A 20,976-nucleotide genomic window follows, 5' to 3' on the forward strand; every position below is an offset into this window, starting at 1 on the left:
AAGCTCGCCGGCGGCGTCCACCGCCTCGACGGCCAGCTCATGGTCGTCCTCGATGTCGATCGCGTGCTCGAACTGGTGCCCAAGACCGATCCAAGGACAGCTGCTGCAGCGTAACACTCCACCGCGGAGACGGTGGATTCCACAAGGAGGCCAACACATGAAGACATGTCTCGTCGTCGACGATTCCGGCGTGGTGCGAAAGATCGCGCGCCGCATCCTCGAAGGAATGGAGTTCACGGTCATCGAGGCCGAGGACGGCGCGGTCGCGCTCGAAGCCTGCAAGCGCGCGCTGCCGGATGCCGTGCTGCTCGACTGGAACATGCCGGTCATGGACGGCTTCGAATTCCTCGTGCAGCTCCGCCGCATGCCCGGCGGCGATCAGCCCAAGGTCGTGTTCTGCACCACCGAGAACGGCATCGACCACATCTCGCGTGCGCTGCATGCCGGTGCCAACGAGTACATCATGAAGCCGTTCGACAAGGACATCGTGATCGCGAAATTCCAGGAAGTCGGCCTGCTGGCGCTCGACGCGTCGGCCGAAGCCTGACACCCAGTTTCACCATTCAGTCCCTTGTGAGGCTCCCGTGACGCCCCCCGACTACGAGTATCTGCGTAAGCTCCTGAAGGACCAGTCCGGTCTCGATCTGTCCGCGGACAAGCAATATCTGATCGAGAGCCGCCTGCTGCCGCTGGCGCGCAAAAGCGGCCTGTCCGGCATCCCCGACCTGGTCGCCAAGATCAAGGCGGGCTCGTCCGCGCACACCGTCCAGGTGGTCGAGGCCATGACCACCAACGAGACGTTCTTCTTCCGCGACAAGGTGCCGTTCGAGCACTTCCGCGACACCATCATGCCGGAGGTGCTGAAGGCACGCGCCGCGCGCCGCAGCGTCCGGATCTGGTGCGCCGCCGGCTCGACCGGCCAGGAGCCCTATTCGCTGGCGATGTGCCTGAAGGAAATGGGCGCGGCGCTTGCCGGATGGCGCGTCGAGATCATCGCGACCGATCTGTCGCAGGAGGTGCTGGAGAAGTCGAAGGCCGGCATCTACAGCCAGTTCGAGGTGCAGCGCGGGCTGCCGATCCAGATGCTGGTCAAGTACTTCAAGCAGTCGGGTGAATTCTGGCAGGTCAATCCCGAATTGCGCGCGATGGTGCAGCACCGCCAGCTCAATTTGCTGCACGATTTCTCCCAGCTCGGCACGTTCGACGTGATCTTCTGCCGCAACGTGCTGATCTATTTCGATCAGGACACCAAGATCAACATCTTCAACCGTCTCGCCCGCTTGATGGAGGCCGACGGCTTCCTGGTGCTGGGTGCCGCCGAAACCGTGGTCGGCCTGACCGACACGTTCAAGCCGCTTCCCGAGCGGCGTGGCCTGTATCGGCCGAGCGGAGTGCGGGGCGGGCTCGCCATGCCTAGGCCTGCCATGGCGGTCGGATATTGAGCGATGACCGAGGACGGCAAATCCATTGAGCGGGTCACCTTCAGCCGGGGCGTCGATGTCTGCATCATGGCCATCGACGGCACCTGGCGGCGCGACTGCCAGCTCAATGCCATCTCCGACACCGATGCGTCGCTGACGGTCGAAGGTTCCATTCAGGGGCTCAACCTGAAGGAGTTTTTCCTCCTGCTGTCCTCGACCGGACTTGCGTATCGCCGTTGCGAATTGGTCCGCGTCAACGGCACCGAAATGGACATCAGCTTCCTCAAGGGCAAGCCGAGCAAGCGGCGGTCGTCCGCCGACGAAGAGCGGGCCAGGGCCTGACGTCAAGAAGACCTGATCCGGCCGGGCGGGCAAGGCCCGCGGCCAATCCGGACGATGCGTGGAACAGATTGCCGCCTGATGGGTTGGGCGTCGTCGGGACAATCGAGGTGATGGGCCGAACCCGTCGGTGGCGGCGGGTCAGTTCAGCAGACGCGCCGGTGCCCCGGAATCGCGCAGGCGGTCGAGCGCCGCGCCGAGGCCGGCATCGCATGCCTTCAGGGCGGTAGATGCTGTGAGATAGCGCGGGGTAACGTCGTCGCGAACGACGGTGTCGGCGTCGGCCTGCCGCGCGGCCAGCACGGCTTCGCGCGCAATCGCCGCTTCGATCAGCCGCAGGCTCGCCTGGACATGGCCAATCAGCGCGACCAGGTCCGTCACGATCAGACCGGTGGGATCATTGCCGTCGTCCAAGCGCGCTGCAACGCGGTCCGCCGCTGCATTTTCCATGAATGTTTCTCCACTGCCCCACTTTTAGGGAACGCGGTGCTACTTGTGCGTTAAGCGGACGTCCCGTACAAATACGGGTCCATTGATCGAGATGGTCTAGTTAGTTCTTGTGCGGTCAGGGCAGCACGCTTCACCACTGATGGACGATGCATATGGTTGAGAATGGCGCTCCGCGCGGGGAAATCTTTGTAGTCGACGACGATCCTGCCGTTCGCGAGACGCTTTCAGTGGTCCTGTCGACCGCTGGTTACAAGGTGATCTGCTTTGCGGACGGCGCGGCGTTGCTCGCGGTGGCGCGCAGCAGGACGCCGGCCTGCATCCTGCTCGACGTGCACATCCCCGGCAAATCCGGCCTCGATATCCTGAGAGAGCTGCATGGCGAGGATTATCCGGCGCCGATCTTCATGATCTCCGGTCAGGGCGACATCGCAATGGCGGTCAGCGCCATCAAGAACGGCGCGCTCGACTTCATCGAGAAGCCGTTCCGCGGCAACGAAATCGTGAGCCGTCTGAACGAGGCGATCGACGCCTACACCAGGCGCCAGGCCGAGACGTCGGCGTCGCGGATCGCCGCGCTGCACTTCCCGGGCCGCGAGCCGCTGACCCGCCGCGAGCGCGAGGTGCTCGAGCAGTTCACCGCGGGCGCCTCCAACAAGGAAGCCGGCCGCCACCTCGGCATCAGTCCGCGCACGATCGAGGATCACCGCGCCAACATCATGAAGAAGCTCGGCGCGCGCAACGCCGCCGATCTGGTCCGCATCGTGATGACGGCGCAGCAAAAATAAGCCAAGGCTGGTTTACGTTCCGATTGCCACATTGCGGAGCCCGCGCGGCGCACGTTCAGCGAACGGCACGTCTGCGCCGAGGGCGGGACGACATGTCTGAAAATCGAGTGTATGCCTGACGCAGGGCAAGCGTGCCGGGACCGCGCGCGTGCGAGCAATGTCGAGACACATGGCGATGACGAAAAAGAACAAGACCCCGGATCAATTGCGCAGCGCGCGCTGGTTTGCGCCCGATGATCTGCGCGCCTTCGGCCACAGATCGCGGGCGATGCAGATGGGCTACGCACCGGAGGAGTGGCGCGACCGGCCGGTGATCGCGATCATCAACACCTGGTCGGATGCGCAGCCCTGCCACATGCATTTCAAGAGCCGGGTCGACGACGTCAAGCGCGGCGTGCTGATGGCCGGCGGCTTTCCGCTCGAGCTGCCGGCGCTGTCGCTGTCGGAATCGCTGTTGAAGCCGACCACGATGCTCTACCGCAACATGCTGGCGATGGATGCCGAGGAGCTGCTGCGCGGTCATCCGGTCGACGGCGTGGTGCTGATGGGCGGCTGCGACAAGACCACGCCAGGCCTGCTGCTCGGGGCCACCAGCATGAACCTGCCGGCGATCTATCTGCCGGCCGGGCCGATGCTGCGCGGCAACTGGAAGGGCCGCACGCTCGGCTCCGGCTCGGACACCTGGAAATACTGGGACGAGCGCCGCGCCGGCAAGATCTCCGACAAGGACTGGGTCGACATGGAGGCCGGCATCGCCCGCAGCTACGGCACCTGCATGACCATGGGCACGGCCTCGACGATGACCGCGATCGCGGAAGCCATCGGCATGACGCTGCCGGGCGCCTCGTCGATCCCCGCGGCCGACGCCAACCACATCCGCATGAGCTCGGAGGCCGGCCGCCGCATCGTCGAGATGGTGTGGGAGGATCTCACGCCGCAGAAGATCCAGACCCGCAAGGCCTTCGAGAACGCGATCACGGTCGCGATGGCGATGGGCTGCTCGACCAACGCCATTATTCACCTCATCGCGCAGGCGCGCCGCGCCGGCCAGGATATCTCGCTCGACGACTTCGAGATCGCGAGCCGCAAGGTGCCTGTGATCGCCAATGTGCGGCCGAGCGGGGACCTCTATCTGATGGAGGATTTCTTCTATGCCGGCGGGCTGCCCGGCCTGATGAACCGGATCAGGCAGCATTTGCATCTCGACTGCATCACCGTCACGGGCAAGACCCTCGGCGAGAACATCGAAGGTGCCGAGGTGCACAATGACGACGTGATCCGCACCGTCGACAACCCGATCTACAAGGAGGGCGCGCTCGCGGTGTTGAAGGGCAATCTCGCGCCCAACGGCTGCGTCATCAAGCCAAGCGCCTGCGATCCGCGTTTCCTCAAGCATACCGGGCCGGCGCTGGTGTTCGACGACTATCCGTCGATGAAGAAGGCGGTCGATGATCCCGATCTCGACGTCACGGCCGATCACGTGCTGATCCTGCGCAATGCCGGTCCGCAGGGTGGGCCGGGTATGCCGGAATGGGGCATGCTGCCGATCCCGACCAAGCTCGTGAAGCAGGGCGTGCGCGACATGGTGCGGCTGTCGGACGCGCGGATGAGCGGCACCAGCTACGGCGCCTGCATCCTGCACGTGTCGCCGGAATCCTATATCGGCGGCCCGCTGGCGCTGGTGCGGAACGGCGACCGCATCACGCTCGATGTCGCCGCGCGCACCATCAATCTCGATGTGCCGGAGGCCGAGCTCGCCAGGCGCCGCGCCGAATGGATGCCGCCCGAGCCGCGCTTCGAGCGCGGCTATGGCTGGATGTTCTCGAAGCACATCAAGCAGGCCAATGAGGGCTGCGACTTCGATTTCCTCGAGGCCGGCTTTGGCAAGCCGGTCGGCGAGCCGTCGATCTACTGACTCACAACGTCGTTCCGGGGCACGCGAAGCGTGAACCCGGAACCTCGAGATTCCGGGTTCGATGCTGACGCATCGCCCCGGAATGACAACCGGAAAATCCTATGTCAAAACTCAGCGACACCACCCGCAACAAGCTGAAATCCGTCTCCACCGCGACCGTTGCGACCGCGCTGTTCAAGCGCGGCTTCCGCATCCAGATGATCCAGGATGTTCATCCGCTCGGTCCGGATCAGCCGACCATGGTCGGCGAGGCCTTCACGCTGCGCTACATGCCGGCGCGCGAGGACCTCAACACCATCGAGGTGTTCCGCGATCGCGCGCATCCGCAGCGCAAGGCGATCGAGGACTGCCCCGTGGGCGCGGTGCTGGTGATGGACAGCCGCAAGGATGCGCGCGCGGCGTCGGCCGGCGCGATCCTGGTGACGCGGCTGATGAAGCGCGGCTGCGCCGGCGTCGTCACCGACGGCGGCTTCCGGGATTCGGCCGAGATCGCGCGCCTCGGTTTCCCGGCCTTTCATCATCGCCCGAGCGCGCCGACCAATCTGACGCTGCATCAGGCGATCGAGATCAACGTCCCGATCGGCTGCGGCGATGCGCCGGTGTTTCCAGGCGACGTCATCCTCGGCGACAGCGACGGCGTCATCGTGATCCCGGCGCATCTCGCCGACGAGATTGCCGACGAGACGTTCGAGATGACCGCGTTCGAGGATTTCGTCACCGAGCAGGTCCAGAACGGCCGCGGCATCTTCGGGCTCTATCCCGCGACCGACGAGCAGACGCTGAAGGATTTTGCTGCGTGGCGGAAGGCGAAGGGGCGGTAGCTTTTTTCGCCCCGCCCTCCGCTGTCGTCCCTGCGAAAGCAGGGACCCATAACCACAGGGAGGAGTTTGGCGAAGACAGCCAGTTGCGTTGCGTGCCGTGGTACTGCGACTTCCTTGCTCGATGGATCACGCGGTATGGGTCCTGGCTTTCGCCAGGACGACGAAGGGGAGATATCCCGCTACGAGGTCTACACCTCCGCCTTGTCCGCCATCCCGACCGCCCACAGCGCAAACGCATAGACGATCGCGACCTCGTCGAGGCGGTTGAAGCGGCCGGAGGCGCCGCCGTGGCCGGCGCCCATGTTGGTGCGCAGCAGCACCGGGCCGCCGCCGCGCATGGTGGCGCGCAGCCGCGCGATCCATTTCGCCGGCTCCCAATAGGTGACGCGCGGGTCGGTGAGCCCGCCCATCGCCAGGATCGCCGGATAGTCCTTGGCCGCGACATTGTCGTAGGGCGAATAGGACAGGATGGTGCGGAAATCCTTCTCGCTCTCGATCGGATTGCCCCATTCCGGCCATTCCGGCGGCGTCAGCGGCAGCGTGTCGTCGAGCATGGTGTTGAGCACGTCGACGAACGGCACTTCGGCGACGATGCCGGCGAAGAACTCGCCGGCGCGGTTGGCGACCGCGCCCATGAGCATGCCGCCCGCCGAGCCGCCATGACCGACGATGCGCTTTTCACCGGTATATTTCGCCTCGATCAGCGCGCGCCCGGCGGCGGCGAAATCGTCGAACGTGTTGGTCTTCTTCTCGCGCTTGCCGTCGAGATACCAGCCCCAGCCCTTGTCGGCGCCGCCGCGGATATGCGCGATCGCATAGACAAAGCCGCGGTCGACCAGCGAGAGCCGGTTGGCGGCAAACGACGCCGGCATCGCCATGCCGTAGGAGCCGTAACCATACAGCAGGAGCGGCGCCTTGCCGTCGCGAACGAAATCCTTGCGATGCAGGATCGAGACCGGCACCTGCGCGCCGTCATGCGAGGTCGCCATGATGCGCGTGGTGACGTAGTCCGCTGGGTTGTGGCCGGACGGAATCTCCTGGCGCTTGCGTAAGCTCCGCGTGCGCGTCGCCATGTCATAGTCATAGACTTCCGACGGCGTCGTCATCGACGAATAGGCAAAACGTAAGTTGGTGGTGTCGAACTCGTAGCCGCCCATGGTGTCGAGCGAATAGGCCGCTTCGTCGAAGGCGATCGCGTGCTCCTCGCCGCTCCTGAGGTCGCGGATGATGATCGCCGGCAGCGCATTGGCGCGCTCCAGCCGCACCATGTGGCCGGCATAGAGCTCGACGTCGAGCACATAGACGCCCTCGCGATACGGGATCAGGTCGCGCCAGTTGCTGCGTTCGGGCGCTGTGAGCGGCGCGGTGACGACCTTGAAGTCGATGGCATCGTCGGCATTGGTCAGGATGAACAGCTCGTCGCCGCGGTCGGCGATCGAATATTGCACGCCTTCCTCGCGCGCCGCGACGAGGCGCGGCGGCGCGTCGGGATTGGAAAGATCGATCAGCCGCTGCTCGGAGGTCTCATGGTCGCCGCCCGCGATCACGCAGAAGCGGCCGCTCGCGCTCTCGTGCAGATGGGTGAACCAGCCGGAATCCTGCTCCTCATAGATCAGGGTGTCGTCGGCCTGTTTGGTGCCGAGCTTGTGCCGCCACACCTGCATCGGCCGGTGATTGTCGTCGAGCTTGACGTAGAAGAAGCTCCTGGAATCCGCGGCCCAGACCACGCCGCCGTCGGTCTCCTCGACGAGGTCGTCGAGATCGCCGCCGGTGGCCCAGTCGCGCACCCGGATCGAGAAATATTCGGAGCCCTTGGTGTCGGCGCTCCAGGCGTGCAGCCGATGATCGTTGGAATGCCGGCTGCCGCCGAACTTGAAATATTTGTGGTCCTTCGCCAGCGCGTCGCCGTCGAGCACGACATGCGCGTCGCCGCCGTCGCGCGGCGTGCGGCAGTACAGCTCGTGCTGACCGCCCTCGCGGAACTTGCGGAAATAGGCGAACGGGCCGTCCGGCGACGGCACGCTGGAATCGTCCTCCTTGATCCGCCCGCGCATCTCCTTGACCAGCCGCTTCTGCAAGCCGTCGGTGTGGCCGAGCAGGCTCTCGGTGTAGCCGTTCTCGGCTTCGAGATAGCTCCGGATATCGGGATCGAGGATCGAGGGATCGCGCAGCACCTCCTGCCATTTCGGATCCTTGATCCACGCATAATCGTCCGTCACCGTGATGCCGTGGGTGGTGAAGGAATGCGGCCGGCGCGGCGCGACAGGGGGCGATGTTGTGGTGGCGGGTTTGGTCACACGATCCTCATGGTGCGGGGTTCCGCTCTATATCGGGATGAATGTGGCGATTGCCAGATGGGGCGCGCATCCTTGGTTGCCTCGTCATTGCGAGCGAAGCGAAGCAATCCATCGTTCCGCGAAGGGATAGAATGGATTGCTTCGTCGCTTCGCTCCTCGCAATGACGACGTGGTTAGGGGGAGCTACCCGTTCCGTAGCCTCGCCCCCGCATTGCCGCCGGACATCGGAATCCGGTTCACCGCCAGCACCACCGCGAAGGTGATCACCAGCATCGCAATGCCGAGCACCGCGATCGCGGCGAGGTCGCCGCCTTCGTTGAGGTCGTAGATCAGGACCGACAGCACCTTGGTCTGCGAGGTGAACAGCACGATCGCCGCCGACAGTTCCCGCATCACGCCGATGAAGATGAAGCACCAGGTCGCGATCACGCCGGTGCGCAGCAGCGGCGCTGTGATCTGGCGCAGCGCCTGCAACCGCGTCGCGCCGAGGATGCGGCTCGCCTCCTCGAGCTCGGGATGGATGGTCGAGAACGCCGCCTGCAATTGCTGATAGGCGGAGGGCAAATTGATGGTGAGGAACGCCAGCAGCAGGATCCACAGCGTGCCATAGAGCACGAAGGGCGGCCGCGTGTAGCTCAGGAACAGGCCGACGCCGAGCACGATGCCGGGGACTGCGACCGGCGCGGTGGCGAGGAAGCCGAGCACGCGGTGGCCCGCGATCACCTTGCGCGTCGTGACATAGGCGATGACGAGCGCGAGGATGGTGCCGATCGTCGCGGTCGCGGTGCCGAGGATCACGGTGTTCTTGAGCGCGAGCTGGGTCGACGACAGCTCGGTGAACACGAAGACGATGTTGTGCAGCGTCGCCGTCGACGGCGTCACCAGCGTGGTCGCGTTCGGCGAGAACGCGGCGTTGAGCAGCGCGAGGTAAGGCAGGAAGACGGGATTGAGTAAGACCAAAAGGCAGAAGCCGAGCGCGGCCCAGCGCCAGCCGCGCAATTCGACCCGGCGCGGCGCGCCATACTTGCCGCCGATCACCGAATAGCCGCGGCGGCCGAGCAGCGCCTTCTGGCCCTGCAGCAGCAGGATGGTCAGCACCAGCAGCGGCACCGCGGCGGCGGCCGCGAGCTCGAGCTTCGGCGGATACTGGAACAGGCTCCAGATCTTGGTCGTCATGGTGTGGAAGCCGGCCGGCAGCGCCAGGATCGCCGGTGAGCCGAACAGCGTCATCGCCTGCAGGAACGCGATCAGGGCGCCCGCGACCAGCGCGGGCAGCGCCAGCGGGATGGTCACTCGCCGTGCCGTGGTCCAGGCATTGCCGCCGAGGATCGCGGAGGCATCTTCCAGCTCGCCCGGCATGGTGTCGAGCGCGTTGGCCACCAGCACGAACACGAACGGAAACGTGTAGCAGGAGATCACGAAGATGATCCCGGTCATCGAATAGATGTTGAACAGCGCGTCGGCATCCTCGCCTGCGAACAGCCGGTAGAGCTGGTTCAGCAGCCCGGAGTTCGGCGCCGCCAGCAACTCCCAGGCGACCGCGCCGAGAAACGGCGGCGTCACGAACGAGGCCGTCACCAGTGCGCGGATGGTCTGCCGTCCCGGCATGTCGGTGCGCGACACCAGCCAGCTGATCGGCGCCGCGACGATGCAGCAGATCAGCGCCGACGTGGTCGCGATGATCGCGGTCGTCAGCAGTGGATCGAGGAAATCGGGATTGCTGAACAGCGTGACGAAGTTCTGCAGCGTCGGATGCCGGCTCTTGTCGGTGAAGGCAAACACCGCGAGCCACGACAGCGGCAGCAGGATCAGCAGGATGAGCACTGCCGCGAACAGCCACAGCACCGGGCGTGTCCAGTCGATGCGGGAGCTTGGGGCCGGGGAGGTGGTGATGGTTGTGGTCATCTTATCCGCGCATCCATTCTATCCCCTCATCCTGAGGAGCGCGGAACGCGCGTCTCGAAGGACGAGGCCACCACTGGGGCCGCATGGTTCGAGACGGCGCTTCGCGCCTCCTCACCATGAAGGGTCCTAGACTTTGAACAGCCGCGCATAGCGCGTCTTGATCTCTTCGGTCATCGCTTCCACCCCCGCCGGATCCTCCTTCATCAGCTTGACGTCGGAAAGCTTGCGCCGGCCGGCCTTCGGCTGCACCTGGGCGTGCAGCGAATATTGGCCGGTGAAGTCGACGAAGAATTGCTGGGTCTCGCGGGTGTGCAGCCAGGCCTGGAACAGCCTTGCGGCGTTCGGATGCGGCGCACCGGCGAAGATGCCTGTGGGACCCGAGATCGTCGGCGTGCCCTCGGTCGGATAGACCGGCTCGACCGGCTGTCCGGCTTCCTTCAGGAGCACGATGCCATATTCATTGCCGTCGGCCATCACGGCGCGCTCGCCGAGCGAGAGTTTTTTCGGCGGATCGGTCGAGGACTGCACCTGCATCACGCGCTGTTTCGCAAGCTTCTCCAGATACGGCCAGCCGAGCTCGCGCACGATCTGGAACGTGGTGGTCATGATGGTGCCGCTATAGGCCGGATGGCCCTTCACCATCTTGCCCATCCACTTCGGGTCGAGCAGGTCGGCAAAGCTCTTCGGCGCGTCCTCCGCCTTCACCAGATTGGTGTTGTAGGCGATCGACGACAGCCACAGCCGCGTGGTCACGGCCATGCCGTCGGGGTCGCAATAATTGTCGGGAAAATGCTTCGCGACGTCTTCGGGCACGAACGGCATCAGCCAACCGCTCTTCTTCCACGGGATGAAATGCGAGGCATCGGCGCTGTTGACGACGTCGGCGGCGTGGATGTTGGAATCGAATTCCTGCGCCACGCGCTGGAACAGCCGCTCCGAGCCTGAGCGCTCGATCTGCACGGTGATGCCTGGATAGGCGGCCTCGAACGCCTTGCCGAGCTTTTCGCCGACCGGCAGGTCCATCGACGAATAGAACACGAGCTTGCCTTCCTTGGTCGCGGCGGCGACGAGATCGGGCGTGATCGCGACCGGCGCGGGGACGGCGGCGCGTGCCGGTGAAGCGAACACCGTGCCGACCCCAAACGCCGCGGAGCCTTTCAGGACATCGCGTCTGGAAACCGGCTTCCGCATCGCGTCGCTCCGTTTCTTGTTGTTATCGGCTGAGCGCCCGGCAGCGCGCGGGCGGCAAGGTCAGCCACACCTCGCTGCCCTTCTCGACCGCGGTTTCCGTCGGCGTGGTCACCCGCAGCGATGTACCGTCAGCGGTTTCCACCATGTAGTCGCGATTCATGCCGAGATAGACCTGCCGCGTCACGATGGCTTTGAGTGTGTTCTGCTGCGCGATGGGTGCTTGCGTCGCGAGCTGGATCTCATGCTGGCGGATCGCGACCGGCGCGCTCTGGCCGGCCGTCAGCGTGGCGCCGACCACCTCGAGCGTTGCACCGGCGAACTCCACGTGGTTCGCATCGCGCGCGGTGCCCTTGATCACATTGGCGGCGCCGATGAAGCGCGCGACGAATTCGGATTCCGGCCGCGCGTAGATGTCCTCAGGCGCGCCGAGCTGGTCGATCTTGCCGGCATTCATCACCGCGATCAGGTCGGCTGTGGTCATCGCCTCGGACTGGTCGTGGGTGACGTAGACCGTGGTGTAGCGATATTCGTCGTGCAGGCGGCGGATCTCGAACCGCATCTCCTCGCGCAGATTGGCGTCGAGATTGGACAAGGGTTCGTCGAGCAGCAGCGTCTCAGGGCCGACGATCAGCGCGCGCGCCAGCGCAACACGCTGCTGCTGGCCGCCGGAGAGCTCGCCCGGATAACGCTGTGCCAGCGGTTCCAGCTTGGTTGTGGCCAGGATCGCGGCGAGCTTTTTGGCGATGGTGTCGCGATCCATTTTGCGCAAGCGCAGGCCGTAGACGATGTTCTCCGCCACCGTCATATGCGGCCACAGCGCGTAGCTCTGGAAGATCATCGACATGTTGCGCTGCTCGGGCGGCAGCGTGCGCGCCCTCGACGACACCACGCGGTCGCCGACGCGGATCTCGCCGTCGGATGGTTCGAGGAACCCGGCGATCAGCCGCAGCGTCGTGGTCTTGCCGCAGCCGGATGGCCCGAGCAGACAGACCAGCTGGCCGTGATCGATCGTGAGCGAAACATCATCAACCGCGACAAACGATCCAAACCGCTTGACCAGGCCGCGCAATTCCACCGATGCCAAGCGGTCCCTCCATTTTGTTGTGTCGCAGGGATCCGTGCCCGGCTGTTGCCGGCAGTAAAGCGGAAAATGATGACGACGGAAAGTGTTCGGGCCTTAGCAATGCGTTGCATGCACTGCATCCCGTCATCCTTGTGAGCGCATCAGTCACAAGCGACGCCAGACATTCAGTGTCGTCCCGGCCTAGTGCGCAATTGCGCACGGGGGGCCGGGACCCATAACCACCGATGGTCATTATTGTGCGCCGGCGGAACGACGAGTCTGCCCGCAACACCCGCCGCGGATTATGGGTCCCGGCCTTCGCCGGGACGACAGCGGAGCGTGTGGCTTCGATCGTACCCAGGATGACCGAGCACTGCCTTGCTCAGCCTACGCCTTCACGTTCTCGCCGAGCCACTGGATGGCGGCGTCGGCGCCGGCCTTGCCGTGCGGGATGTTCAGCGCTGTCAGCGCGACCTCGACGACGCCGAGGGTGCCGAGGATCATCGGCGCGTTGACGTGCCCCATATGCGCGATACGGAAGGCCTGGCCCTGCAAATCGCCAATGCCGGTGCCGAGCACGACGCCGCATTTCTCCTTGGCATAGCGCTGGATCGCGGCGGGATCGGCGCCCTTCACGGTGACCGTCGTCACGGTGTTGGAACGCTCGGCGGGTTCGGTGATGTTGAAGCCGAGCACCTGTCCCTCGGCCCAGACCGCGACCGCGCGGCGCACGGCTTCGCCGAGCAGCCGATGCCGCAGATGCGCATTCTCCAGGCCTTCGGCGTGCAGCATGTTGATCGCCTCGCGCAGCGCGAACAGCAGATGCACCGGCGCGGTGCCGGCATATTTGCGGTAGTGCTCCGAGCCCTCGCGCTCGGTCCAGTCCCAATAGGGCGTGCGCAGGTCGGCTTTCTTGTGGGCGTCCCAGGCGCGGTCGTTGGCGGCGACGAAGCCGAGGCCGGGCGGCGTCATCAGGCCTTTCTGCGAGCCCGACATCGCGACGTCGACATACCATTTGTCCATCTCGAACGGCATGCAGCCGAGCGAGGCCACGGTGTCGACCATGTACAATGCAGGATGGCCGGCGGCCTTGATCGCCTTGCCGATCGCCTCGATGTCGTTATAGGCGCCTGACGCGGTGTCGACCTGCACCACCAGGATTGCCTTGATGGTGTGCTCCTTGTCGCGCCGCAGCCGCTCCTCGACCTCGGCCGGACGGATCGCCCGGCGCCAGTCGCCCTTCAGCACCTCGACCTCGGCGCCCATCGCGGCCGCAGCCTGGCCCCAGCCGATCGCGAAGCGCCCGCTCTCCAGCACCAGCACCTTGTCGCCGCGCGACAGCACGTTGGAGAGCGTCGCCTCCCAGGCGCCGTGGCCGTTTGAGATGTAGATGTAGGACTTGCCCTGGGTGGCGAACAGCCTCGAGAGGTCGCGCAGCAGGCTCTCAGTCAGTTCGACCATCTCGTTGGAGTAGATGTCGAGCGCCGGGCGGTGCATGGCCTGCAGCACCTGATCGGGCATCGTGGTGGGCCCGGGGATGGCCAGAAATTCCCGGCCCGCGCGAACGGTCATCGTCCTGTTCCTTTTGGATAAAGCGCGCAAATCATGCGTGTGAGGGATCAGGCGCAGAGAATATTCCATCGCGGCTTCGATTGCGAGCAGGACGAAGCAATCCAGCGTTTCCAAAACCGCGGGGCAGCATGATCCGGAAAAGTGCGAAGCGGTTTTCCCCCGCGACAAACGCATGGCGTTTGCGCGGAGATCATGCTCAACAATGAGCTAATGCGCGATGGCGACTCAACCCCGTCTCATCACGATTTAGCCCCTATTTGCCGATCGCTTCGACGACCGCGCGCCAGACTTGGTCCTTGAACTCGGTCGCGGCGGGGCTCGGGAGCTGCTCGACGGTGCCGTGGTTCTTGCGGCAGGCCTCGACCAGCCGCAGCACCCAGATTTCGCCGTCGGTGTAATAGGGATCGCCGCCGCCATTGCGGCCGTTGAAGGTCGGGCCGATGCCGGTCACCTGATATTTCGCGGTGGCCATGCCGGCGGACTCGAGGTCCGTGGCGAGCAGCGCGCGTTCGGCGTCGAGGTCGGCCGCGATGTGATGCGTCACCGCGCCGGTGTAGTGGCTGACGCCGACGCTGCGGTCGAGCGTCGCGGCGCCCAGCCACACCGGACGCTTCTCCTCGCCCTGATCGAGCACCCTCCAGAACCGGACATGGTTGCGGCGATCCGCGCTCGATCCGACCGGCCGCTCGAAGGCGAGGTCCTCGCGGCGGTCGAGATAGAACAGGTTGCTCACCGGCGCATCCTTGTAGGGGCGATCGAGCAGCACGCTGCCCACGATCTCGATCGACGATTTCAGCGTCACCGGATCGGCCGGAAACCAGCCCGCCTCGTGCATCGCGCAGACCACGTCCCGCTTGTCGCCGATCAGCCCGACATTCATCGGATCGCCGGGAATGCCCTGCGCGGTACGCGTCACCATCGGCAGATTGGCGAGACCCTTCTGATGCTCGTAATGCGTCCACAGCGCCGGCAGCAGCAGATAGGCCGCGATCAGGTAGATCACCAGGACGAACAGCAACAGCAGCTGCGCTTGCCGGAGGCGGCTGCGCCGGCGCACGGAAGGAGGATTGATCTCGACATCGCTCATGCCGCGGTCCTTCACCTCTCCTGCTTGCGGGGGAGGTCGGATTGCATCGAAGATGCAATCCGGGTGGGGGCTTTCTCCTCATAAGGAGCGTCGCAAGCGGTGACACCCCCACCCCAAACCCTCCCCCGCAAGCGGGAGAGGGAGCGCGGTGCCGATGAGGCTACAATTCAATCAGACTTCCGACTAGCGCCGCGTCTCGCGGCAGCCGGCGGCCTCGGCCTCCTCGACCGAGCAGAACCAGCGCGTGCCCTTGCTGATCTTCATCTCGATCTTGGCGTACCAGCGGCTGGTCTGCTGGTGAAAGATGCATTCGCCGGAGCGGTTGACGTTGCCCTTGATGGTGCAGTCGGGCGAGGGCGCCACCGGGCCGGAGGCCGAGGCGAGCAGGATCGCGTTGGCGCCGTCCGGCGGCTTCACCGCGCCGAGCACGGTGGTCTTCTTGTTGCGCACCCGCCAATCCCACGGCGCGATGAAGGCACCTTGCCACATCCCGGCTTTTGCCTCACGCGCGGCCTTCTCGTCGGCTTCGTAGTCATGCGAGGCGCGGGTGTAGGCCAGCGCCCAGCCGCTCGCGACCAGCCATTTCTGGATGTCCTCGCCGTCGACCTCGCAGCGCGCGATGGTGCGGCCGCGGCGATCGACCGAGCGGGCGTGGCAGGTCCAGGTCTTGCTGCCGGCATGCTTGATCAGCTCGTCGCGCGCGGCGACGCCGCAGGTCCAGCGCTCGCCCTTGGTGTTGAGGCAGAGCTGGTCGGTCGACGGCGCGTCGATGCCAGCGAGCCGGATGCGGACGCTGCCGATCATGAGCTGGTCGCCGTCGCGGATCTTCGGCACGCCGGTGATGTCGGCGGCGGCAGCCAGCGTCGGTAGCGAGAGCAGCAGCCCCGCGGTGAGCAGCGTCTTGAACATCGGCGTTCCCGGCCAGGTTCTTATCGTTCAAATGGCTTTTGGCGTGCAGTGGTCAGTGCCCAACGATTGTGCGGGCAATTGGGCAACCGTGCCAGTGCTGTTGCGTTTCCGCCAGTTTCAACTTCGCGTCATCCGGCTATCAATGCGCCGTTCGTCTTCGTCGGTTCGTAGGATGGGTAGAGCGTAGCGAAACCCATCATCTCACGACGCGGACAATATTGATGGGTTTCGCTGCGCTCTACCCATCCTACACCTACACCGCGGCCATTCGTCGCTTCGCCAGCGCAAGCGCCATCAGCACGAAAGCCGAGGTCACCTCCGGCCCGCCGACCAGGATGCGGGTCGGCGTCTTCATCTTATTCCACTCATAGGCCCGGTAGGGCCCCTTGCGGCCGCCCTCGCCGAGGCCCTGCACGATGCAGTGCAGCGCCGGCGTGAAGGTCGAGACCTCGGCGCCAAGATGCGCCAGCGCCATCAGCGCCAGCGCGGCGTCGAACGGGTTCATCTCGTGGGCGATCAGCTCGTGCGTGACATAGCCGAGCACGCGGGCGCGGATCAGTGCGAACACGTTGCCGGGATCGATGATGCGCTGCGCCGCCAGCGGCAGCGCGACGAAGGCGGCATAGCAGCGGCCGAAATAGGCCGAATAGAGCTCGGGCAGATAATAGATGTGCGAGCGCGGGTTTTTGAACGCGCCGCTTTCGACCAGCTGTTTCTGGAAGGCGATGATGCGATGCACGGTCTCCAGCCGCTGCGGCGTCTCGATGATCTGCCAGCGGGCGAGGTTGCGGAACGAGACCTCGAGGATGTCGAGATTCAGCGTCGGATCGAGGTCGTTGCCATAGGGCCGCTCGCCGGCGAGATTGTCGATCCAGGTGACGACGCCGCCCTCGTAGTCGATGTTGTCGTTGAGCGGCACGGTGACGCGCGGCTCGTTGGCGCCCGATCGCACCTGGTAGCCGCGGTAGAAGTCGAGCAGCGGCTGCTGCAGGATCGGATCGTCGGAGCCGGCCTGGGTCGCGGCCGAGAACGAGCACGCCGTGGTGTCGCAGTCCGGCACATAGATGCCGAAGCCGAGATCCTGCTTGATCTGGGCGAAGAAGCGCGAGAAGCGCGGATGCCTCCCCGGCGCCAGCGCGGTGATGACCTTCACCGTCGAGCCGTCATGCGACGGCACCTCCTCGGCGCTGGTCTTGAGGCAAAAGTCCACCATGTCGGCGATCGCGCGCCGCGCGGTAACAGCTTCATCCGGCGCGGCGAGCCCGGTCTCGACGAAGCCGAGCAGCGCCTCGGTGAAGAAGGCGTCGTAATAGGCCGAGCGGTGGCGGATCTGGACCGGCTCCCACATCGGCTCGGCGATGCCGCGCCAGGGCGGATTGATCAGCGCGCGCGCCGGCGAATGCGCGATGAAGATCCGCGCCAAATTGAACAGCAAGGTCGAGTTCTTGTAGCCGCGCGCGTTCAGCCCGGTCAGCGCCATCAGCAGCTCGCGCCCGCCGACGTCGGGGTCGCCGATCAAATTGAAGGCGGCATAGGTCGGGATGAAGCCGTTCCTGCCGAACGAGCGCAACAGATGCGCGCCGGTCAGGCGGATCACGCGGTCGATCTCGGCGATCTCCGGCGGGCGGCTAGGTGCGGTCGCGGCCGGCGGGGCCGGGTGGCGCACGCCGATACCGTCCATCAACGCTGCGATCGGCGTGCCGATCGCGGCCCAGTCCGGCGCCGCGACGTCGCGCGCCGCGGTAAGCGCCGCGCGCAGGCCGGCGAGGCGGCCGGGATCGTTGAGCGCGGGCAGGCCGGTGCGGCGGAGCAGCGCGCGCAGCGGCGGGTTGCCGAGCGCGGTCCGGTAGAATTTTCCGAGATGGGCATCGCCGCCGCGATAGGCCTGCAGCACGGGGTCGCAGACGTCGTACAGCGACGGGCCGTCCTTCTTGACGGTCAGCGACCGGCACACCGCGCCTGCGATCTCGTGAAGGCCCAAGAAGCTCAAAGAATCCCCTTTCCCGAGGAACCGGTTAACGCCGCCGCCCGACGGTGTTTCCTGTCGCTCCGCCCCAAACTCGCAAGTCTTTGGAAAGCTACATGAATCGCCACAAAACACAAATGTGACTAAGATCACGTAACGGGATTTTAACGGCGTCAATGGCCTCTGCCGGGCGGCAGCATGCGGCAATTCGGGTTGCCCCGAGCGGCCGTCCGGGTTAAAGGAGCGTTTGTTGCGGCGCCGCAAATTGAGTTCAATTCAACGGCACACACACCTCAACCCCATTAAACCTGAACGTCTTTGACGCGACTAACTGGCGCGATCTTCGCTTGAGCGCCATCGGGATAAGAATTGGGACTTAGGAACGCTATGGACCTTAGGCAGCTTCGCATTTCCCGCCGCACCATCGCCGTCTGCGTCGCGGTGGCCGGCACGGTGTCGCTGGCGATTGGCGCCCATGCCGCGCTCAACAAGCGGACGCTCGATGTCGCCAAGGGGGCGGTCGGAGCCGTCACCTCAGAGCAGACCGGCAGCATTCCGACCGGCACCTCCCGCCTCGCGCTGATCATCGGCAACGGCCACTATCCGGACGCTGCGGCGCCGCTGGCTCAGCCGATCAACGATGCCCGCACCTTGTCGACGGCGCTGCGCCGCGAGGGCTTTGACGTCGACGTGGTCGAGGATGCGACCAAGGACGACATGTTCCGCGCGGTCGAGCGCATGAAGGCCAAGATTCGCCCCGACACCGTCGTGCTGCTGTTCTTCGGCGGCTACGGCGTGCAGGTCGGCCGCGAGAGCTACATGATCCCGGTCGACGCCACGATCTGGAAGGAAGCCGACGTCAAGCGCACCGGCGTCAGCGTCGAGTCCGTGCTCGATGCGATGAAGGAGCGCGGCGCCAAGGCCAAGCTCGTCGTGCTCGATGCTTCGCGCCGCAATCCCTATGAGCGCCGCTTCCGCGCGTTCTCGCATGGCCTCGCGCCGATCAGCCCGCCGGAGAACACCATTGTGCTGAGCTCGGCGACGCCGGGCAAGGTCGCCGACGACAGCAAGGCGCCGAACAGCGTGCTGGTCTCCGAGCTGCTCAACAACCTCAACGCCCAGGCCGGGGCAGAGAGCGCCTTCAACAAGACCCGCGTTGCGATCTCGCGTGCCAGCGAAGGCGAGCAGGTGCCGAGCGTGTCGTCCTCGCTGCTGGAAGACATCAAGCTCGGCGGCTGAGCCTAGCTCTTTCCCTACGTCGTCCCGGCGAAAGCCGGGACCCATACCGCGTGATCTATCGTTGAAGCCTGCTGCGTGTACCGCGGCGCGCGTTCACTGCAAGTCTTCGCAAAACTTCTGTCGGTGGTTATGGGTCCTGGCTTTCGCCAGGACGACACTGTGGATGTAGCGACGCCTCACTTCGCATCCGCGCTGGCGCCGACCGGCCGCACCGGATCGCCCTCGCGCAGCAGCGCGCCGGCGCGGGCGACGACGATGTCGCCTTCCTGGATGCCGTCGCGGATCTCGACCTGGCCGGCCGACATCAATCCGGTCTCGACCCGCCGCGTCTCGACGCGGCCGCCGCGCACCACCTGCACCACGGTGCCCGCGGTGGAATAGAGGATCGCGGTCAGCGGCACCGCGACGCCGCAGCTCTGCCCGGTCTTGATCTGGGCGCGGCCGGACGAATTCACCAGCAGCCGCTTGTTGGCGCCGATGCCAATGAACACCTGGCCGAGCTGGCTGTTCGGCTCGACGGTCGGCGCGATCCGCCGCACCTTGCCGTCGAGATCGCCGGCGCCGAGGATCTTGAGCTGCGCCGTCTGCTCGGTCTTCAGCTTGGCGATGTCGCGGGTCGGCACCATGCCGACCAGGTCGTACTCGCTCTTGGCGATGATCGAGAACAGCGCGTCCTTGCCCGAGGCCGGCGCGCCGACGATCGCCGACGACGCCGAGATCGTGCCCGCCACCGGCGCCGTGACGTTGACCGAGTTGGCGCCATCGGTCAGCTTCGCCAGCACCTGGCCGGCGGCGACGGTGTCGCCGGGATCGACCAGCACCTCCGCCACCTTCAAGCCGAACCGCTCGGGCCGGATCTGCTGCTCATCGCGCGGCAGCACGATGCCGGAGACCTCGACGATATTGCCGAAGCAGAACTTTGCGGCCTTCAGCACCGTCACCGCCGCGCCCTTCGGCACGGCGTCGGCTTCGCCCGCGGCAAGCGCGTGAGAGGCCGCGAGCACGAGCAGCGCGGAGGCGGCGAGGGCTGAGGCGCGCGTGCGAGGCAAAATCATCGGCAAACTATTCCCAAAATGAGGGCCTCCTGAATACCAGATGCCGTCTGGCCGAGCCAGCCGGCTGCGCCACGTCGGCCGGCCCCGCATCCGCCGCCAGCTCCAGCTTCGCCAGCTCCAAATTCGCCAGCTCCAAATTCGTCAGCTCCTCGGCGCGCCAGATATGCCGCAGGATCTCCGGGTTGACCCGATCGGCATGCGTCACCGGCAGCATGTGGCCGGCGGCCGGCAAATGCCGCAGCTCGGCGCCATCGATCAGCGCGGCGAGTTTGGCGACAATGCGCTGGGTCACATAGGGCGACAACCCGCCCGACAGCAGCAGCGTCGGCACCTTCAAGGCACGCGCGGCTTCCGCCACCCCGTCGAGATCGAGCGCGGCGCTGAAATCGAAAGGCAGCTTGTCGGCCTGCTCGATCATCCGCAGCCGCCCGCTCGGCGAGAACTGCTCGCGCGGGCCGGAGCCGGCCCAGAACGCGGTGAACGCCTCGACCGCCTCCATCACGGCGCCGTCGACAATATCCTTTGAGACGACCTGCGCGATCCGCGCGAAGCGATCGTACAGCCGCGCGTCGGCAGGCGTGTCGCGAAGCAACGTGGGAAGCACCGGCTCGATCAGCGTCAGGCTGCGAACGTGCTGTGCGTAAGGCGACGTGGTCGCCAGCCGAAACGCGATCGCCGCGCCATAGGAATGCCCGATCAGATGGATCGGCCCGTCGGCCTTGGCGAGCCAGGGCTCGAGCCGCGCGATCTCGCCATCCAGCGTCCGCGGCCAGTCGCGCCCGCAGGCGGCAACGCCATAGCCGGAAATATCCGGCGCCATGAACCTGTCGCCGCCGAGCGCGGCCGCAAGCTTGGTCCATTGCCGTCCCGACCCCAGCGAGCAATGCAGCGCCACCACCGGCGCCGCGTGCGTCCCATCCAAACCCTTCATCAAACCCATCCTGCTTGTTCTTGTTATCGC

The 20,976-nt window shown here is 65.6% G+C and carries 18 protein-coding genes and 1 pseudogene; 8 read left to right on the top strand and 11 right to left on the bottom strand.

Translation table 11 applies throughout. The annotated features are described in order from the left end of the window. From QJT82_RS38165 to QJT82_RS38180, 4 genes and pseudogenes are all read left to right on the top strand, one after another. Positions 1–114 (top strand): annotated as a pseudogene (locus QJT82_RS38165) (chemotaxis protein CheW); the annotation flags it as partial. A 43-nt stretch (positions 115–157) separates the two neighbouring features. Beyond that, positions 158–547 (top strand): response regulator, encoded by a 390-nt coding sequence (locus QJT82_RS38170; RefSeq protein WP_018269419.1) that lies wholly within the window; start codon positions 158–160, stop codon positions 545–547. A 37-nt stretch (positions 548–584) separates the two neighbouring features. After that, positions 585–1,442 carry a protein-glutamate O-methyltransferase CheR gene (locus QJT82_RS38175; RefSeq protein ID WP_028343630.1) on the top strand — a complete coding sequence of 286 codons (858 nt, stop codon included), beginning with the start codon at positions 585–587 and terminating at the stop codon, positions 1,440–1,442. 3 nt (positions 1,443–1,445) lie between these two features. Then, positions 1,446–1,763, top strand: a complete 318-nt coding sequence (locus QJT82_RS38180) for a hypothetical protein (RefSeq protein WP_028343631.1) — start codon at positions 1,446–1,448, stop codon at positions 1,761–1,763. 138 nt (positions 1,764–1,901) lie between these two features. On the opposite strand, the gene QJT82_RS38185 is transcribed toward QJT82_RS38180, so the two are convergent. Continuing rightward, a complete protein-coding gene (locus QJT82_RS38185; RefSeq protein ID WP_259245072.1) occupies positions 1,902–2,174 on the bottom strand; it encodes a hypothetical protein in 273 nt (90 codons plus the stop codon). Positions 2,175–2,362: 188 nt separating this feature from the next. On the opposite strand from QJT82_RS38185, the gene QJT82_RS38190 reads away from it, so the two are divergent. From QJT82_RS38190 to QJT82_RS38200, 3 genes are all read left to right on the top strand, one after another. After that, positions 2,363–2,995, top strand: coding sequence for a response regulator (locus QJT82_RS38190; RefSeq protein WP_018269422.1), 633 nt, complete (start codon positions 2,363–2,365; stop codon positions 2,993–2,995). A 175-nt stretch (positions 2,996–3,170) separates the two neighbouring features. Then, positions 3,171–4,910, top strand: coding sequence for an L-arabinonate dehydratase (gene araD / locus QJT82_RS38195; RefSeq protein WP_028343633.1), 1,740 nt, complete (start codon positions 3,171–3,173; stop codon positions 4,908–4,910). Positions 4,911–5,011: 101 nt separating this feature from the next. After that, positions 5,012–5,731 (top strand): ribonuclease activity regulator RraA, encoded by a 720-nt coding sequence (locus QJT82_RS38200; protein WP_028343634.1) that lies wholly within the window; start codon positions 5,012–5,014, stop codon positions 5,729–5,731. Positions 5,732–5,919: 188 nt separating this feature from the next. Here QJT82_RS38200 and QJT82_RS38205 read toward each other — a convergent pair whose 3' ends face one another. From QJT82_RS38205 to QJT82_RS38240, 8 genes are all read right to left on the bottom strand, one after another. Beyond that, positions 5,920–8,028, bottom strand: coding sequence for a S9 family peptidase (locus tag QJT82_RS38205; RefSeq protein WP_028343635.1), 2,109 nt, complete (start codon positions 8,026–8,028; stop codon positions 5,920–5,922). Between the two features lie 183 nt (positions 8,029–8,211). Then, positions 8,212–9,933 carry an iron ABC transporter permease gene (locus QJT82_RS38210; protein ID WP_028343636.1) on the bottom strand — a complete coding sequence of 574 codons (1,722 nt, stop codon included), beginning with the start codon at positions 9,931–9,933 and terminating at the stop codon, positions 8,212–8,214. Positions 9,934–10,059: 126 nt separating this feature from the next. Further along, positions 10,060–11,124: an extracellular solute-binding protein gene (locus QJT82_RS38215; RefSeq protein WP_028343637.1), complete on the bottom strand. Its 1,065-nt coding sequence runs from the start codon at positions 11,122–11,124 to the stop codon at positions 10,060–10,062. A 22-nt stretch (positions 11,125–11,146) separates the two neighbouring features. After that, positions 11,147–12,199 (bottom strand): ABC transporter ATP-binding protein, encoded by a 1,053-nt coding sequence (locus QJT82_RS38220; protein ID WP_245288869.1) that lies wholly within the window; start codon positions 12,197–12,199, stop codon positions 11,147–11,149. Between the two features lie 375 nt (positions 12,200–12,574). After that, the gene (locus QJT82_RS38225; RefSeq protein ID WP_028343639.1) at positions 12,575–13,759 is read right to left on the bottom strand and encodes an aminotransferase class V-fold PLP-dependent enzyme; all 1,185 of its coding nucleotides are present in this window, start codon (positions 13,757–13,759) and stop codon (positions 12,575–12,577) included. Between the two features lie 253 nt (positions 13,760–14,012). Then, positions 14,013–14,846 carry an LssY C-terminal domain-containing protein gene (locus tag QJT82_RS38230; RefSeq protein ID WP_028343640.1) on the bottom strand — a complete coding sequence of 278 codons (834 nt, stop codon included), beginning with the start codon at positions 14,844–14,846 and terminating at the stop codon, positions 14,013–14,015. A gap of 183 nt (positions 14,847–15,029) precedes the next feature. After that, positions 15,030–15,755, bottom strand: coding sequence for a thermonuclease family protein (locus tag QJT82_RS38235; RefSeq protein WP_028343641.1), 726 nt, complete (start codon positions 15,753–15,755; stop codon positions 15,030–15,032). Between the two features lie 253 nt (positions 15,756–16,008). Then, positions 16,009–17,736: a hypothetical protein gene (locus QJT82_RS38240; protein WP_028343642.1), complete on the bottom strand. Its 1,728-nt coding sequence runs from the start codon at positions 17,734–17,736 to the stop codon at positions 16,009–16,011. Positions 17,737–18,108: 372 nt separating this feature from the next. Here QJT82_RS38240 and QJT82_RS38245 point away from each other — a divergent pair, with 372 nt between their 5' ends. Then, on the top strand, positions 18,109–18,960 hold the full coding sequence (locus QJT82_RS38245; protein WP_028343643.1) for a caspase family protein: 852 nt from the start codon (positions 18,109–18,111) through the stop codon (positions 18,958–18,960). A gap of 176 nt (positions 18,961–19,136) precedes the next feature. Here the strand turns inward: QJT82_RS38245 and QJT82_RS38250 are convergent, their stop codons facing one another. Then, positions 19,137–20,015, bottom strand: a complete 879-nt coding sequence (locus QJT82_RS38250) for an HlyD family efflux transporter periplasmic adaptor subunit (protein WP_035632869.1) — start codon at positions 20,013–20,015, stop codon at positions 19,137–19,139. A 7-nt stretch (positions 20,016–20,022) separates the two neighbouring features. Next, the gene (locus tag QJT82_RS38255) at positions 20,023–20,946 is read right to left on the bottom strand and encodes an alpha/beta fold hydrolase (protein ID WP_196238222.1); all 924 of its coding nucleotides are present in this window, start codon (positions 20,944–20,946) and stop codon (positions 20,023–20,025) included. Between the last annotated feature and the right edge of the window lie 30 nt (positions 20,947–20,976).

Source organism: Bradyrhizobium sp. Mp19 (genome assembly GCF_029952935.1).
Classification (GTDB): Bacteria; Pseudomonadota; Alphaproteobacteria; order Rhizobiales; family Xanthobacteraceae; genus Bradyrhizobium; species Bradyrhizobium elkanii.